Raw genomic sequence first — 16,494 nt, forward strand, 5'->3', positions numbered from 1 at the left:
GATCAGTGACCCTCCTCGAAGGACGCGAGGTAGGCGGCGAACTCGGCCCGCTCCTCGTCCACGAGCGCGTGGCCGTCCGCGTAGACGTTCTCGAACATCGACATGCCGTCGGGGTCGGGCATGGCGCGCACGACCTCGCGCACGCGCTTGCCCAGGGCCTCGCTCTCGGACTCCAGCGAGTCGAAGAACTCCTCGTCGGCGCCGCCGGAGGCCAGCAGGTAGGCCTTCACGCGGGCGATCGGGTCCTTGGCCTCCCAGGCCTCGCGCTCCTCGTCGCGGCGGTAGCGCGTCGGGTCGTCGGAGGTCGTGTGGGCGCCCATGCGGTACGTGAAGGCCTCGACCAGGGTCGGGCCCTCGCCGCGGCGGGCCCGCTCCAGGGCCCAGCGGGTCACGGCGAGGCAGGCCAGGACGTCGTTGCCGTCCACCCGGATGCCCGGGAAGCCGAAGCCGGCGGCGCGCTGGTAGAGCGGGACGCGGGTCTGGCGCTCGGTGGGCTCGGAGATCGCCCACTGGTTGTTCTGGCAGAAGAACACCACGGGGGCGTTGTAGACCGCCGAGAAGGTGAAGGCCTCGTTGACGTCGCCCTGGCTGGAGGCGCCGTCGCCGAAGTACGCGATCACGGCCGAGTCGGCGCCGTCCTTGGCGATGCCCATGGCGTAGCCGGTGGCGTGCAGCGTCTGCGAGCCGATGACGATCGTGTACAGGTGGAAGTTGTTGCTGTTGGGGTCCCAGCCGCCGTGGTTCACGCCGCGGAACATGCCCAGCAGGTTGGTCGGGTCGACCCCGCGGCACCAGGCGACGCCGTGCTCCCGGTAGGTCGGGAAGACGTAGTCGTCGTCGCGCAGCGCGCGGCCGGAGCCGATCTGCGCGGCCTCCTGGCCGAGCAGCGAGGCCCACAGGCCGAGCTCGCCCTGGCGCTGCAGGGCGGTGGCTTCGGCGTCGAAACGGCGGGTCAGGACCATGTCGCGGTACAGCCCGCGCAGGTCGTCGGCGGAAATGTCGGCGACATAGGGGGCGAACTCGGGGTCCTCGACCCGGTCGCCCTCGGGCGTCAGCAGCTGTACGAGCTGGGGCTCGGCAGCCTGCGCGGCGGCGGCGGTCTTGCCGGTCGCTCGCTTGGTGCCGCTGCTGCGTCGCGGCTTGCGCGCGGCAGTGCTCTCCACGGTCACGTGTGCTCCTCCGTCGGTCCGGCACCCGGGGTCGTCCGGGGACCAGTGCGGCTCGCCCGCGCCGCCGTACTCGCACGGGGTGGGTGCGACTCGGCGGGAAACAGGCGTGACAGGTGCCCCGGCTAGTGCCCTGCGCAATGCACGTTACCCAGTGCGCCGCATAACCGCGAAACCCCAGTTGACCTGGGATTTTGCTTGGATTTCCAAGTAAATCCGAGGTTGGGGGAACAACCACTGGTCACAGCCTTGCAGGAGGCCGGAACAACGGCACGTTATCCGGATCACCCCCCGCAGGGAAGAGGCGAGTGTGTGAAACTGAATCCGTGCGGGAAGACGGAAAAATCACGGTATTCCTCCTTGACGACCACGAAGTGGTGCGTCGGGGCGTCCACGAGCTGCTGTCCAGCGAGGCCGACATCGAGGTGGTCGGGGAGGCCGGAACGGCGGCCGACGCACTGGTGCGGATTCCGGCCACGCGCCCGGACGTGGCCGTGCTGGACGTGCGCCTGCCGGACGGCAGCGGGGTCGAGGTCTGCCGCGAGGTGCGCTCCCGGGACGAGGACGTCAAGTGCCTGATGCTGACCTCGTTCGCGGACGACGAGGCCCTCTTCGACGCGATCATGGCCGGCGCCTCCGGGTACGTCCTGAAGGCGATCCGCGGGAACGAGCTGCTCACCGCGGTACGGGACGTGGCGGCGGGCAAGTCGCTGCTGGACCCGGTGGCCACCGCACGCGTGCTGGAGCGACTGCGGGACGGCAGGAACGGCAGGGGTGACGACCGGCTCGCGAACCTGACGGATCAGGAGCGCAGGATCCTCGACCTGATCGGCGAGGGTCTGACCAACCGGGTGATCGGCGAGCGGCTGCACCTGGCCGAGAAGACCATCAAGAACTACGTCAGCAGCCTGCTGTCCAAGCTCGGCATGGAGCGGCGCTCGCAGGCGGCCGCGTACGTGGCGCGGCTCCAGGCGGAGAGGCGCTGACCCCGCCCGGCCGACAGCGGACCCCGGTTCCCGCCCCCCGAGGGGGCGGGAACCTCTTTTTTCCGACGCGTTCGAGCCGCTCTCGCCGCGGTATCCGGCCACAGTTCGCCCCCGCGCGCGTGTTCGCCGGAAATCCCGGACGCGTCACCGGCGCGTTCTCGGATTACCGGCGGTACGCCCCGTTTTCTCCATGATCACCTGACGGTGTACGGTCACCCTCAGCAAAACTACTGGACGGTTATACCCATCGGTAACGGCCTTTGAAGGGGCTCCCTTTGGCCTGCCGTCCTGGTCTTGCCTTCCCGTGACCTGACCACTCAACGCCGAAGGTGACCCCACCCATGTCCAAGCGCACCCTGCCGCAGCGCGCCCTCGCGCTGCCCGCGCTGACCGTGACCGCCTCCCTCGCGCTCTGCGGCGTCCTCGCCGCCCCCGCCACCGCCGCCCAACCGGCCGCCCCGGCAGGCCCGTTGACGGGCCCGGCGGCCGGGCGCGCCGCCACCACCCCGCTCGCGCTCGCCTCGTACGACCGCCGCACCGGCAAGGCGAGGCTCACCGCGCCCCGCGCCGCCCGCGGCCCGCACGCCCCCGCCGCCGAGACCGCCGGCGTCCGGCCCGGCCAGCTCATCGCCAGCCCGCCGTCGGCCGCCGCGCCGCGCGGCGCCCTGCTCGCCATCACGGCCGTCGAACCGGCCGCCGGCGGCCAGGTCGAGGTCAGCACCCGCCCGGCCACCATCGCCGAACTGCTCGGCGACGCAGACGCGGCGCTGCACAAGGAGCTCGACCCGCGCGCCATCCAGGTCAAGCCCCTGCTCAAGGACCTCAAGGTGTCGTACACCAAGCGGGCCGACGGCGCCGACGGCCACGCGTCGGCCGCGCTGGAGCTCGACGCGGACACCAGCGTGCCGCTGCCCGGGGGCGCCTCCGCGAGCCTGTCGGGCTCCGTGGAGGTCGACCCGGCGGTGAACTTCTCGTACACCGGCACCAAGGGCATCCTGCGCCCGCAGCAGGCCAAGGTCGGCCTCGACCTCGGCGCGCATGCCGACTGGCACATCAGCGCCGGGCTCAGCGCCTCCGCGACGCCGGTGCGCATCCCGCTCGCCAAGCTCAGCGCCAGCCCCGTCCTGATGGTCGGCCAGCTGCCGGTCGTGGTGAACCTCGACCTCACGCTCGCCGCCGAGATCGGCGCGGACGGCTCGGTCACCCTCGACACCCAGCAGGACATCAACGGCTCCTGGTCCATCGAGGGTTCGTACACCAAGGGCGAGGGCTGGAAGACCGCCACCACCCCGCTGACCGTCAACGCCTCCCCGGTCCGCGCCAAGCTCAGCGGCAACGCCTCGGTGCGCACCGGCCTCGCCGCCGACGCCTCGGTGGCGCTGTACGACACCGTGGGCCTGAAGGCGTCGGTCAAGCCGTACCTGCGGACCTCGGTCAACGGCACGGTCACGGTGGACAGCAGCGGCGCCGCGCCGGTCGTCCAGGGCTCGGCGGGGCTCTACGGAGGCTTCGACCTCACCGGCGCCCTGATGGCCCGGATAGCCGTCTTCGGCACCCCGCTGTTCGAGAAGGACATCCCCCTGGGGTCCCTGCACCGCGAGTGGACGATCGCCGAGCGCACGACCGGCTGACACCCGCCGGACACCCCGTCCGACGCCTGTCGGACGGGGTGCGGACGCCCCGTGGGAAAGCCGATGCCGGCACCCCCTTCGGCAGGGGGTGCCGGCATCGGCGTACCGGTCCGGTGCGGGCCCGTGGGGCCGCTCAGCCCGCGCCCGCGCCGCCGTCCGGGCCGCCGGCGTCCGTACCCGGGCTCTCGGTGCCCTTGGTCGGGTCCGTCGTCGGGTCGGTGGTCGGGTCCGTCGGGTCGGTCGTCGGGTCGGTCGACTCGGTCGGGTCCGTCGTCGGGTCCGTCGACCGCGTCGGGTCGGTGGTCGGCGGGTCCTGGCTCGGGTGGTCCCAGGACGGCTTCGGCTTGGGCGTCCACGTCTCGCCGTCGTCCGAGCCGGTCTCGTCGTCCGTCGTGCCCTTGGAGGACTCCTCCGGGTCCGGGCTCTTCGGCGCCTGGCTCTGGCTGTGCGACACCCCGGGCCTGCTCGGGCCGTTCTCGTCCCCGCCGGTCGGCGTCCTGGCCTTGTCCAGCGCGTACGTGACGCCGCCCGCGATCGCCACCAGTGCCACCACCGCCAGCAGCCACATCTTCCAGCGGCCGCCCTCGCCGCCCTGGGCGGTGCGGTCGTCGTGGTAGCCGCCGCCACCGCCGCCGTAGGCGGAGCCGTCGTCCGGGTTGAGCGGGGGCACCATCGGCCCGCCGAACTGCGGGGTGTTCCCGTGGGACGGGTACGCCTGCACGCCCGGGCCGTTCGCGGCCGGGCTCGCGGTCGTGGCGTTCGGCCCGTGCGGCAGGGCCATGGTGACCGGGCCGGTGTTCCACGTACCGGTGCCGGCGCCCTGCTCCTGGAGCATCTGGAGCGCGTACTGGACCAGCCCGCGCATCTCCTCGGCGCTCTGGAAGCGGTCGTCGGCGTCCTTGGCGAGCGCGCGCATCGCCAGGCCGTCGAGCTCCGGCGGCACGCCCGGGGTCTGGTGGGACGGCGGCACGGGCGCGTCCTGCACGTGCTGGTAGACCACCGAGAGCGGGGTCTCACCCGTGAACGGGGGCCGTCCGGTGAGGAGTTCGTACAGCAGGCAGCCGGTGGCGTACAGGTCGCTGCGGTGGTCGACGGCCTTGCCGAGGGCCTGCTCGGGCGACAGGTACTGCGGCGTTCCCATGACCATGCCGGTCTGGGTCATCGTCGTGGACGCGCCGTGCAGGGCGCGGGCGATGCCGAAGTCCATCACCTTGACCGCGCCGGCGTGGGTGATGATGACGTTGGCGGGCTTGATGTCGCGGTGCACGATGCCGTGCTGGTGCGAGTAGGCCAGCGCCTCCAGGACGCCGGAGACGATGATGAGCGCCTGGTCGGGGCCGGGGGCCTCGGCGCTGATGAGGAGGTCGCGGATCGTGCGGCCCTCGACGAGCTCCATGACGATGTAGGGGACGACGTTGCCGTTCACCCGGTCCTCGCCGGAGTCGTAGACCGCCACCACCGCGTGGTGGTTGAGTCCGGCGACCGACTGCGCCTCGCGCGTGAAGCGGGCCTTGGAGACCGGGTCCTCGGCCAGGTCCGCGCGCAGCAGCTTCACGGCGACGGTGCGGCCCAGCCGCACGTCCTCGGCGGCGAAGACCTCCGCCATGCCGCCGCGGCCCAGACGGTGGGTCAGCCGGTAGCGGCCGTCGCCCACCATGTTCCCTGAGAACTGCTCGGGGACATCTGCCATCCCGGCGCCGCTGCCCTCGGGTTCGGGTGCCATCAGTCCTCGCCGTCGTTTCCAGCCCGCGTCAGCGGTACGTCTTACGTTCGTCTCATCCAGGGTGCTCCGATGAACGCTACAGCCTTCGGGCCCCCCGCCGGTCCGGCATCGCGCCCTGTCCGCGTGTGGTCACAGAGCGGGCACCCGGCTTGACTGGTCACGACCCTCCGGCAGACTGTGGCCCGACATACGGATATCGCCAGGCGTGGCCGCGTACAGCCGAGCAGAGCTGAGGAGTACCGCGGCGCACCGCCGGGCACCGCCGAGGGGAAGCACAGGCATGAGCCAGGACGGCACACAGGGGCGTTACGCAGGCGGCTCCCTGGCCCGTGGCCGTTACCAGCTGCGGGACTTGCTCGGCGAGGGAGGCATGGCGTCGGTGTACCTCGCCTACGACGCCGCCCTCGACCGGCAGGTCGCGATCAAGACCATGCACACCGAGCTCGGCCGCGAGCAGTCGTTCCGCGAGCGCTTCCGCCGCGAGGCGCAAGCTGTGGCGAAACTGTCGCACACCAACATCGTCTCGGTATTCGACACGGGCGAGGACACCGTCGCGGTGCCCGGCGAGGGCGACGGCGCCCTGATGCCCTACATCGTCATGGAGTACGTCGAGGGCCAGCCGCTCGGCTCGGTGCTGCGCGACGCGATCGGCCAGTACGGGGCCATGCCCGCGGACCAGGCGCTGAAGGTCACCGCCGACGTGCTGGCGGCCCTGGAGGCCAGCCACGAGCTGGGCCTGGTGCACCGTGACATCAAGCCCGGCAACGTGATGATCACCAAGCGTGGTGTGGTCAAGGTCATGGACTTCGGCATCGCCCGCGCGATGCAGTCGGGCGTGACGTCCATGACGCAGACCGGCATGGTGGTCGGCACGCCGCAGTACCTCTCGCCGGAGCAGGCGCTGGGCCGGGGCGTCGACGCCCGCTCGGACCTGTACTCGGTCGGCATCATGCTCTTCCAGCTGCTGACCGGGCGGCTGCCGTTCGACGCGGACTCGCCGCTGGCGATCGCGTACGCGCACGTGCAGGAGGAGCCGGTGGCGCCCTCCTCCGTGAACCGGTCCGTCACGCCGGCCATGGACGCGCTGGTGACGCGGGCCCTCAAGAAGAACCCGAACGAGCGTTTCCCCACCGCCGCCGCCATGCGCGACGAGTGCCTGCGGGTGCTGTCGGCCGGGCAGACCGGCGCTCCGGTGATCGTCGCGGGCGGTCCGGTGAACAGCGGTGCGGGCGTCGGCTCGACCGTGTTCCCGCCGGTGGACGCCGCGCTCCAGGGCCCGCCGCCGCAGTCGGTGCAGCAGCCCTACCCGGGTCCGTACGGGCCCGCCCAGACTCCCCCGCCGCACCACACGCCCGTCCCGCAGCAGCAGCCGCACACGCCGGTCCCGCAGGCCCACCACCAGCCGGGTTACCCCGGCGCGAGCACCGGCCCCACCGGAGCGGGTTACGCCGCGCCCTTCAATGCGCCCTCCCCCGCGCCCCAGCAGGGCTTCTCGACCCCGCCGCCGTACGCGGTCTCACCGGCCACGGCTCCGTCGTCGCCCGCCGCCCGTTCGGGCTCCGGCTCGGGCGGGCAGCGCAGCCGGCTGGTGACGGTCGGCTCGATCGCGGTCGCGCTGCTGGCGGTGGGCGGCCTGGTCACCGCGCTGATCCTGAACCTGCAGGGCGACGACGAGGGCGGCGACTCCCCGCAGGCCGGCTCGTCCTCCAGCTCGTCGGCGAAGGCGGGCCACCGCGGCCCGGACCGCACGCGGACGATCAAGGAGTCCGAGTGCAAGGACGCCACCGAGTCCTACAACGACCCGTCCAAGGTCAAGATGCCGGACCTGCGCTACAAGGACATCCTCTCCGTCAAGAAGTGCACCCAGGCGGCCGGCTGGACCATCGACGTCCAGGAACGGGACGAGGCCGTGTACGGCGAGGACCAGGTGCTGGAGCAGTTCCCGAACCCGGACGACGACGTCGACCCGAACGGCACCAAGGTCACCGTGTACATCTCCACGGGCAACCCGGCCTCCTGACGGGGCGCGGGACCGCGGGGATCCGGCGGTCCCGCGGCACGGGGCCGCAGCGGCCGCACCGGGCCGCACCGCCGGGGTCAGTCGTCGCGCATGCGCAGGCACCGGCGTCGGTGGTCGCGTGCGCGGGCACCGGCGTCATTCGTCGCGCATGCGCAGGCGCAGGCCCATGTAGCCGAGGCCCAGGCCCATCAGGGCGAGGCCGGCGCCGAGCGGGAGCAGGTGCGCCGCCAGGTCGGCGGCGCGCGCGTTCGGGTCGGCGCCGCCGAGGGCGGCCTGGGGCTTCTCGCTCGGTCGGGGGCGGGCCGGCTGCTCCGGGCGGGGCCGGACCGGCTGCGGGACGGGCGGCGGTACCGGCCGGGCCGCGGGCAGGGCCGGTCCGGGCAGCTGCGCCTCCTCGCCGACCCGGCCCGGCCGGATCCGGCCCTCGCCGGCGACGCTGCCGGCGAGTTCGTCGTCCGCGTGGGTGAGCGCGTCGAGGTCCACCTCGTCGGCGGTCCCCGCGGTCTCCGCGATCTCCGCCGCCTCCGCGATCTCCGCCGCCTCCGCGATCTCCATTGCCTGCGCGGTCCCGGCCGCCTCCACGTGCTCCGCGGCTCCCGCGACCTCCGGGGCGGGGGCCCCGTCCACGACCCCGGCGGCGGGCGCACGGGCGGGAACGGGCTCCGGGGTGGCCCACCGGTCCGGTACGGACGTGGCCGCACGGGGGTGCGCGGGGGCCGCGTCCGCCGTCGCGGGGAGCAGCGCGCCCAGGGCGAACGCCGCCCCGGCCGTCCACCGGACCGCACGAAGGCGCTGAGTCACGGGGACCCCTCCGTCCCGAACCACCGAGATGTCAGGCTCAGATTCACACGAACCGACATTCCCGGCATCCCGGACGGGTCGTCAGAGCGGCGCCGCCGGCATCCCTCCTGAGATGTACATCTCAGGGAGCTTTGCAGCCCCGGACATACTCGGTATACATACTCGGTATGTCGATCCGCCACGGACTCCTCGCACTGCTGGAGCGCGGCCCCCGGTACGGCTCCCAGCTGCGTACCGAATTCGAGACCCGCACCGGCTCCACCTGGCCGCTCAACGTCGGCCAGGTCTACACGACCCTCGCCCGCCTGGAGCGCGACGGCCTCGTCGCGCCCGACGGCGAGGACACGGCCGGGCACACCCTCTACGCCATCACGGAGGCCGGCCGTACCGAGCTCCACGACTGGTATGAGCGCCCGGTCGACCGCACCAGCCCGCCCCGCGACGAGCTGTCCATCAAGCTCGCCATGGCCGTGGGCGCCCCCGGCGTGGACGTCCGCGCCGTCATCCAGGCCCAGCGCTCCGCCACGATCAAGGCGATGCAGGACTACACCCGGCTCAAGGCGCAGGCGCTCGCCGCGATCGAGTCCGGGCGGTCCCAGGAGCGCGACGACGTGGCGTGGCTCCTCGTCGTCGAGCAGCTGATCTTCCAGACCGAGGCCGAGGCCCGCTGGCTGGACCACTCCGAGACCCGGCTCGTCCGGCTCTCCGCGGCGGCCGGACGGAGAGCCGTGCACGACCCGGCCGAGACGACCACCCCGACCCCGCGCGGCGCCGGCGCCGCCGCTCCGACCCCGACCCCGACCGCCCAGGCCCCCGCACGGGCCCCGCGGAACTGACGACCGTCCCAGGGGGGACCGCTCCATGCCCGACCAGCACCTGCCCCACCAGGGCCACCAAGCCCACCCGCCCCAGCCGACCCAGCCGGCCTATCCGGCGCACCCCACCCACCCGACCCACCAGGGTCACCAGGGCCACCCGGGCCACCCGGGCCGGCAGCCCGTCCTGCACCTCCAGCAGCTCACCCGCGTCCACGGCAGCGGCGCCACCGAGGTGCACGCCCTGCGCGGCATCGACCTCGCCGTGCACCCCGGCGAACTCGTCGCCGTCATGGGCCCCTCCGGCTCCGGCAAGTCCACCCTCCTGACCCTCGCGGGCGGACTGGACACCCCCACCAGCGGCCGCGTGGTCGTCGAGGGCACCGACATCACCACGGCGAGCCGGAAGCAGCTCGCGGCCCTGCGCCGCCGCAGCATCGGCTACGTCTTCCAGGACTACAACCTGATCCCGGCGCTCACCGCCGCGGAGAACGTGGCCCTCCCCCTCGAACTCGACGGCACCTCCGCCCGCCGCGCCCGCGCCGCCGCGCTGGCCGCGCTGGAGGAGATGAACCTGCCGCAGCTCGCCGACCGCTTCCCCGACGAGATGTCCGGCGGCCAGCAGCAGCGCGTGGCCATCGCCCGCGCCCTCGTCGGCGACCGCCGCCTCGTCCTCGCCGACGAGCCCACCGGCGCCCTCGACTCCGAGACCGGCGAGTCCGTCCTCGGCCTGCTGCGGGCCCGCTGCGACGCGGGCGCCGCCGGCGTCCTCGTCACGCACGAACCGCGGTTCGCGGCCTGGGCCGACCGCGTGGTGTTCCTGCGCGACGGCAGCGTCGTCGACGAGACGGTGCGCAGCAACGCGGACTCCCTGCTCTCCGGGCGGGCCGCCCGGTGACGTCCTGGTACCACTCCTGGGTCGCGGCGGTCCGCATCGCCCGCCGCGACGCCTGGCGCTCCAAGGGCCGCAGCGCCCTGGTCCTCGCCATGATCGCGCTGCCCATCCTGGGCGTCAGCGCCACCGACGTGACCCTGCGCAGCGCCGAGCTCTCCCCCGAGCAGCGGCTCGCCCGCACGCTCGGTGCCGCCGACGCCCGGGTCGAGGGCACCGGCATGGGCGGCACGCCGATCGTGCAGGACCCTAAGGCCACGAACTGGGCACCGGCCGGCGGCTACAAGGACGGCACGGAGTACCCGGACGCCCCCACGAACGTCCGCGCCGCCCTCCCGCCCGGTTCCACGGTCCTGAAGGACACCTCGGGCGACGCCCGTGTCCGCACCAGGTACGGCCTGCTCAGCGCCGACGTGCGCGAGCTCGACGTCAAGAGCCCGCTGGCCGCGGGCATGCTCACCCTCAACCGGGGCCGCTACCCCACCGGACCGGGCGAGATCGCCGCCACCGACCACTTCCTGGAGTCCGCCGGACTGTACGTCGGCTCCAAGGTCGTCCTCCGCGGCATGGAGGGCTCCCCGCTGCGCGTCGTCGGCGCGTACGAGCTCCCCAGCGAGCTGAAGGACGACGAACTGCTCGCCGCCCCCGGCACGCTGCTCCCACGGCTCGACGGGGCGCTGAAGGCGGCCGGCCTGCGGGCCCTGGACACCACCAGCACGTACTTCGTGCGCACCGGCGCCGACGGCGGCTTCACCTGGGACATGGTGCGGAAGGCCAACGCCAAGGGCGCGCTGGTGCTGTCCAAGCAGGTCTCGCTGCACCCGCCGGCCGACTCCGAGGTCCCGTACTACCAGCAGGAGTCGCAGCGCGACTACGGCGGTTCGGCCGCCGCCGACGCCGAGGCGCTGGCCGTCGTCGCGACCGTCGTGATGCTGGCCATGCTGGAGATCTGCCTGCTGGCCGGTCCGGCCTTCGCCGTCGGCGCCCGGCGCTCGCGCCGCCAGCTCGGCCTGGTCGGCGCCAACGGCGGCGACCGGCACCACATCCGCGCCATCGTGCTCTCCGGCGGACTGGTCATCGGCGCCACCGCCGCGGTCGTCGGAACGGCACTGGGCCTGCTGCTCACCTGGGCCCTGCGGCCGGTGCTGGAAGACCAGTTGGGGAATCGTTTCGGCGACTTCGAGGCGCGCCCGCTGGAACTCCTCGGGATCGCCCTGCTCGCCGTCGTGACCGGCCTGCTGGCCGCGATCGTCCCGGCCTTCACCGCCTCCCGCCAGACCGTGCTGGCCTCCCTGACCGGCCGCCGCGGCGTGCGTCGCGCCAACCGGGTGCTGCCCGTCGTCGGCCTGGTCGCCGTCGGCATCGGCGCGGCCGTGGCGCTGTACGGGTCCACCCGCGACTCCGGCGGCTTCCTGATGGTCGGCGGCGGCAGCGCGCTCGCCGAGCTCGGCGTGGTCGCGTTGACCCCGACCCTGGTCGGCCTGTTCGGGCGGGCCGGGCGGTGGCTGCCGCTGTCGCCGCGGCTCGCGCTGCGCGACGCCGTGCGCAACCGGGGGCGTACGGCTCCGGCCGTGGCCGCCGTCCTGGCCGCCGTGGCGGGCACCGTCGCCGTGGCCACGTACTCCGCCAGCACCGACGCCCAGCACCGCGCGGAGTACGACGCCAAGGCCCCGTACCTGTCCGGCTGGGCCAGCGCCGCGGAGACGGCGTCGGCGCGGGACCTGCCGGCCGTCCGCGCCGCCATGGTCCGCGAACTGCCCCTGGCCGTACGGACGGACGTCGAGCGGATCTACGTCGGCAAGCCCGGCTGCGACCCGTGGGACATGGGCGACGGCTGCGGACAGCTCCAGCTCAACACGCCCAAGGACAAGCGCTGCCCGCGCGACGGAGTCCGCGACCTCGAGAGCCTCCCGCCCGAGAAGCTGCGCGCCATGGCCTCCGACTGGCGCTGCAAGCCCGTCAGCAAGGTGTACGCCGAGCAGGAGGTACTCGTCGGCGACGAGAAGCTGCTCACGGTGCTCGGCATCACCGACCCCGGCGCCGTCCGGGCCCTGCGCGACGGCCAGGCGGTGGCCTTCAGCAAGGCCAACGTGACGGCCGGCCGGATCTCGTTCACCGAGGTCACCGACGAGAAGAAGGCCGCGGCCGCCTCCGACCGCGGCGAGGACGCCCCCGGGCGCACCTCGGTCGTCCCGGCCCACCTCACCACGGCCGACGGGTACGGTCTCAGGGCGATCGTGTCCCCGGCGGCGGCGAAGGCCGCGGGCCTCAAGACCGTCGCGTTGGGCACGTACTTCACGCTCGACCAGGAGCCGACGACCGAACAGCGGCAGGCGCTGGACGCGGCCCTGGACCGGATCGGCACCGAGATCGGCGTGTACGTCGAGCGCGGGTACGAGAGCGAGACGGGCATCGAGACCCTCGCCCTCACCGTGTTCGCCGGACTCGTCACCATCGGCGCGGCCGGCATCGCCACCGGCCTGGCCCAGGCCGACGCCGAGGCCGACCTCAAGACCCTGGCGGCGGTGGGCGCGGCCCCGCGGGTGCGGCGCACCCTGAGCGGGTTCCAGTGCGGCGTCGTGGCGGCGATGGGCGTCCTGCTGGGGTCCGCGTCCGGCATCCTGCCGGCGGTCGGACTGCGCTGGAGCGAGCAGCGGTCCCAGGAGTCCTTCTACCAGCAGTCCGTCGCGAGCGGCTGGGGCGTCGTCGGCGAGGGCCCGGCGCAGTTGCCGGTGGTCGTGCCCTGGCAGACCCTGGCGCTGCTGCTCGTGGCGGTCCCGGTGGGCGCGGCGCTGCTGGCGGCGCTGGTCACCCGCTCCTCGGGCGCGCTGGCCCGGCGGGCCGCGCAGTAGGGGATTTCCCGGGTTCGTGCCCCCGTACAGGGTGGATCACCGCTGTACGGGGGCACACCGTCTGGTGACGCAGGTGTGCGAGACAATGTCGGCATGGAGATGCCGAGGAGTGAACGGTCGCAGGACAGCCCCCCGCATGTGCTGATCGTGGGCCAGGACGGGACGGCGGTCGGCGGCGCCCATGACGAGTCCCGCGAGGTGCCGGTGACGGAAATGGTGGAACAGCCCGCCAAGGTCATGCGCATCGGAAGCATGATCAAGCAGCTTCTTGAAGAAGTTCGAGCGGCTCCTCTGGACGAGGCGAGCCGGGTACGCCTGAAGGACATCCACGCCTCCTCGGTGAAGGAACTGGAGGACGGCCTCGCGCCGGAGCTGGTCGAGGAACTGGAGCGCCTGTCGCTCCCGTTCACCGACGAGGCCATCCCCTCCGAGGCCGAACTGCGCATCGCGCAGGCGCAGTTGGTCGGCTGGCTGGAGGGCCTCTTCCACGGCATCCAGACCGCCCTGTTCGCACAGCAGATGGCCGCGCGGGCCCAGTTGGAGCAGATGCGCCGAGCCCTCCCGCCCGGCGCCCCCGCGGACGACGAACCCGGCCACGGCATCGCCTCGGGCCCGTACCTCTAACCCCCCTGGGCCCCGCCCAGGCCCCACGCCTCGAACGCCGCGCCGGCACATCCAGCCCGCGCGGCGTTCGAGCGCCGGGTTTCCCGGGCAGAGCCTGGCGAGACCACGACACCGATCGCCGACCGGGCACCTCCAGCCCGCGCGGCGTTTGAGCACACCCGGCGCGCAGCGCCCGGGTTTCCCGGGCAGAGCCCGGCGGGGCGGCATCTGTGGTCGCCGACCGGCCACCTCCAGCCCGCGCGGCGTTTGAGCGCACCCGGCGCGCAGCGCCCGGGTTTCCCGGGCGGAGCCCGGCGAGACCACGACCCCGATCGCCGACCGGCACCTCCAGCCCGCGCGGCGCTTGAGCACACCCGGCGCGCAGCGCCCGGGTTTCCCGGGCAGAGCCCGGCGGGGCGGCATCTGTGGTCGCCGACCGGGCACCTCCAGCCCGCGCGGCGTTTGAGCGCACCCGGCGCGCAGCGCCCGGGTTTCCCGGGCGGAGCCCGGCGGGGCGGCGTCTGTGGTCGCAAGCCACAGTTGCGACGCCTCGGCGGCGCCGACAAGCCCGGCCTCCCCGTCGGCGGCCGCCCCCTGGTCGACCGCGTACTGGACGCGTGCGCCGACGCGGCCACGACGGTGGTCGTCGGCGGCCGGAGGCCCACGCCCCGCCCCGTCACGTGGGCCCGCGAGGACCCGCCCGGCGGCGGCCCCCTCGCGGCCCTGGAGGCCGGCCTCCGCCACGTCACCGCGGACCGGGTGCTCGTGCTCTCCGCCGACCTCCCGTTCCTGGACCGCACCACCGTCCGCACGCTGCTGGCCGGTCTGGACGGCGCGCAACCGGCCGTCGACCGGTCCCCCGGGCACGCCGGGCCACGGCCCCTGCCGCCGCACCCCGAAGCCGTCCTCGTGCGCGACCGCACCGGCCGGGACCAGCCACTGGTCGCGGCGTACGCCACCGAACCGCTGCGCCGCGAGCTCGCCCTGCTCGCCACCGAGTACGGAACCGTCACCGGCCTCCCGCTGCGCCTGCTCACCGCCGAGCTGGCGCTGGCCCGCGTCGATGGGGCCGACGCGGCCGCCTTCGACTGCGACACCTGGGAGGACCTCGCGGCGGCCCGCGCCCGGATCAGGGAGCATGGGAACGTGCTCGACGAATGGATCACCGCAGTCAAGACCGAACTCGGCATCGACGTCACCGTCGACATCCCCGAGCTGCTGGACCTGGCCCGCGACGCCGCACACGGCGTGGCCCGCCCGGCCGCCCCGCTGACCACCTTCCTGGTCGGCTACGCCGCCGCGCTCGCCGCGGCCGACGGCGCCGACCCGAAGGCGGCCCTGACCGAGGCCTGCCGCAAGGCCGCCGACCTCGCCACCCGCTGGGAGGCCGAGACCGGCCCGGCCGGCGGCCCGGCCGGCGGATGACCGCCGCCCCCGCCTCCCCGGAGGAGCGGGCCGTGTCCCCGGAGGAGAAGGCCGTCCAGGAGGCCCTCGCCCTCGTGAACCGCACCGCCCACGGCACGCCCGCGGGCGGCACCCCCGGCACCGGTGCCGGCCCCGGACCCGCTCCCGAGGAAGCACGGGCCCACACCGAGGGCGGGCACCCGAACCGGCACCACCACCAGCAGCACCCGGACCGGAACCCGAACCCGGACCCGAACCCGAACCAAGCCCACCCCGCACCCGAACCGGCACCCGCACCGGCGGCAGTGCACACCCACCGCGCCACCCCCTGGCCGAAGGCCCGCGCCACCGCCTTCCGCGCGGCCCGCACCACCACCACGACCACCACCACGACCACCACCACAACAACAACCGGACCGACCGGACCCGCGGCCCCCACCCGGACCGCCCCCACCAGGACGGTCCCCCTCGCCGAGGCCCTCGGCCGCGTCCTGGCCGCCCCCCTCGACGCCCTCACCGACCTGCCGTCCTTCGACACCTCCGCCATGGACGGCTGGGCCGTGGCCGGCCCCGGCCCCTGGCGGGTCCGCGACGCCGGCGCCGAGGGCGGCTCCGGGGTGCTGGCCGGCGCCGCCGCCCCCGCCCCGCTCGCGGACGGCGAGGCGGTCCGGATCGCCACCGGGGCCCGCATCCCCGCCGAGGCCACCGCCGTGATCCGCAGCGAGCACGCCCGCCACGACCCGGACAAGGCCCGGCTGTACGCCGACCGCGAGGTCGTCACCGGCCAGGACATCCGCCCCCGCGGCCAGGAGTGCCGCACCGGCGACCGGCTGCTGCCCGCCGGGGTGACCGTCAGCCCGGCCGTGCTGGGCCTGGCCGCGGCCGCCGGGTACGACGAGCTGGCGACCGTACCGAGGCCCACCGTCGAGGTCCTCGTCCTCGGCGACGAGCTGCTGACCGAGGGACGCCCGCACGACGGCCTCATCCGCGACGCCCTCGGCCCGATGCTCGGGCCCTGGCTGACCGCCCTCGGCGCCGAGGTGCTCGCCACCCGCCGCCTCGGGGACGACGCCGAGGCGCTGTACGGGGCCGTCACCGGCTCCGCCGCCGACGTGGTCGTCACCACCGGCGGGACCGCGTCCGGACCCGTGGACCACGTCCACCCCGTCCTCGCCCGGGCCGGGGCCGAGCTGCTGGTCGACGGGGTCGCGGTGCGCCCCGGCCACCCCATGCTGCTGGCCAGGACCGCCCCGGGCCGGTTCCTCGTCGGCCTGCCCGGCAACCCGCTGGCCGCCGTGTCCGGCCTGCTCACCCTCGCCGAGCCGCTGCTGCGGGCCCTGTCCGGCCGCGGACCCGCCCCGCGCTACGCGCTGCCCGTCCGGGACGAGGTGCCCGGGCACCCGCACGACACCCGGTTGGTGCCGGTGGCCCTGCGCGCCGAGCACGCCGTACCGCTGCGGTACCACGGCCCGGCGATGCTGCGCGGGATCGCGGCGGCCGACGCGCTGGTCGTCGTACCGCCGTACGGTGCCGTGGCCGGGCAGGAGCTGGAGGTCCTCGAACTGCCGTGGGCGGCGGGCGGTTTCACGTGAAACTCCCCG

General features: G+C 74.3%; 12 protein-coding genes. 9 read left to right on the top strand and 3 right to left on the bottom strand.

Annotated elements, in window-relative coordinates; all coding sequences use genetic code 11:
- Positions 1–2: 2 nt before the first annotated feature.
- Positions 3–1,169, bottom strand: coding sequence for a pyruvate dehydrogenase (acetyl-transferring) E1 component subunit alpha (gene pdhA, locus IF43_RS0102375; RefSeq protein WP_030193194.1), 1,167 nt, complete (start codon positions 1,167–1,169; stop codon positions 3–5).
- A 323-nt stretch (positions 1,170–1,492) separates the two neighbouring features.
- Between pdhA and IF43_RS0102380 the strand changes: the two genes are divergently transcribed.
- On the top strand, positions 1,493–2,152 hold the full coding sequence (locus IF43_RS0102380; RefSeq protein WP_030193196.1) for a response regulator transcription factor: 660 nt from the start codon (positions 1,493–1,495) through the stop codon (positions 2,150–2,152).
- Positions 2,153–2,493: 341 nt separating this feature from the next.
- On the top strand, positions 2,494–3,783 hold the full coding sequence (locus IF43_RS0102385; RefSeq protein WP_051794560.1) for a hypothetical protein: 1,290 nt from the start codon (positions 2,494–2,496) through the stop codon (positions 3,781–3,783).
- A 133-nt stretch (positions 3,784–3,916) separates the two neighbouring features.
- Here the strand turns inward: IF43_RS0102385 and IF43_RS0102390 are convergent, their stop codons facing one another.
- Positions 3,917–5,506: a protein kinase gene (locus IF43_RS0102390; protein WP_030193200.1), complete on the bottom strand. Its 1,590-nt coding sequence runs from the start codon at positions 5,504–5,506 to the stop codon at positions 3,917–3,919.
- Positions 5,507–5,786: 280 nt separating this feature from the next.
- On the opposite strand from IF43_RS0102390, the gene IF43_RS0102395 reads away from it, so the two are divergent.
- Positions 5,787–7,526: a Stk1 family PASTA domain-containing Ser/Thr kinase gene (locus IF43_RS0102395; RefSeq protein WP_030193202.1), complete on the top strand. Its 1,740-nt coding sequence runs from the start codon at positions 5,787–5,789 to the stop codon at positions 7,524–7,526.
- A gap of 135 nt (positions 7,527–7,661) precedes the next feature.
- On the opposite strand, the gene IF43_RS37750 is transcribed toward IF43_RS0102395, so the two are convergent.
- Positions 7,662–8,327 (bottom strand): hypothetical protein, encoded by a 666-nt coding sequence (locus IF43_RS37750; RefSeq protein ID WP_030193203.1) that lies wholly within the window; start codon positions 8,325–8,327, stop codon positions 7,662–7,664.
- Positions 8,328–8,494: 167 nt separating this feature from the next.
- Here IF43_RS37750 and IF43_RS0102405 point away from each other — a divergent pair, with 167 nt between their 5' ends.
- The 6 genes from IF43_RS0102405 (at position 8,495) to IF43_RS0102430 (ending at position 16,485) form a co-directional block, all read left to right on the top strand.
- Entirely contained in the window at positions 8,495–9,163 is a 669-nt protein-coding gene (locus tag IF43_RS0102405; RefSeq protein WP_037887223.1) for a PadR family transcriptional regulator, read from the top strand.
- Between the two features lie 25 nt (positions 9,164–9,188).
- Positions 9,189–10,040, top strand: coding sequence for an ABC transporter ATP-binding protein (locus tag IF43_RS0102410; RefSeq protein WP_234331918.1), 852 nt, complete (start codon positions 9,189–9,191; stop codon positions 10,038–10,040).
- Entirely contained in the window at positions 10,037–12,886 is a 2,850-nt protein-coding gene (locus IF43_RS0102415; protein WP_030193209.1) for an ABC transporter permease, read from the top strand. The genes IF43_RS0102410 and IF43_RS0102415 overlap by 4 nt, the downstream gene beginning before the upstream one ends.
- A gap of 93 nt (positions 12,887–12,979) precedes the next feature.
- Positions 12,980–13,510 carry a bacterial proteasome activator family protein gene (locus tag IF43_RS0102420; RefSeq protein WP_030193211.1) on the top strand — a complete coding sequence of 177 codons (531 nt, stop codon included), beginning with the start codon at positions 12,980–12,982 and terminating at the stop codon, positions 13,508–13,510.
- Positions 13,511–14,029: 519 nt separating this feature from the next.
- Positions 14,030–14,914, top strand: coding sequence for a DUF6457 domain-containing protein (locus IF43_RS0102425; protein ID WP_051794562.1), 885 nt, complete (start codon positions 14,030–14,032; stop codon positions 14,912–14,914).
- Positions 14,911–16,485, top strand: a complete 1,575-nt coding sequence (locus IF43_RS0102430; RefSeq protein ID WP_030193214.1) for a molybdopterin molybdotransferase MoeA — start codon at positions 14,911–14,913, stop codon at positions 16,483–16,485. Before IF43_RS0102425 ends, IF43_RS0102430 begins: the two co-directional genes overlap by 4 nt.
- Positions 16,486–16,494 lie beyond the last annotated feature (9 nt).

Source organism: Streptomyces sp. NRRL S-87, from assembly GCF_000719335.1.
Classification (GTDB): Bacteria; Actinomycetota; Actinomycetes; order Streptomycetales; family Streptomycetaceae; genus Streptomyces.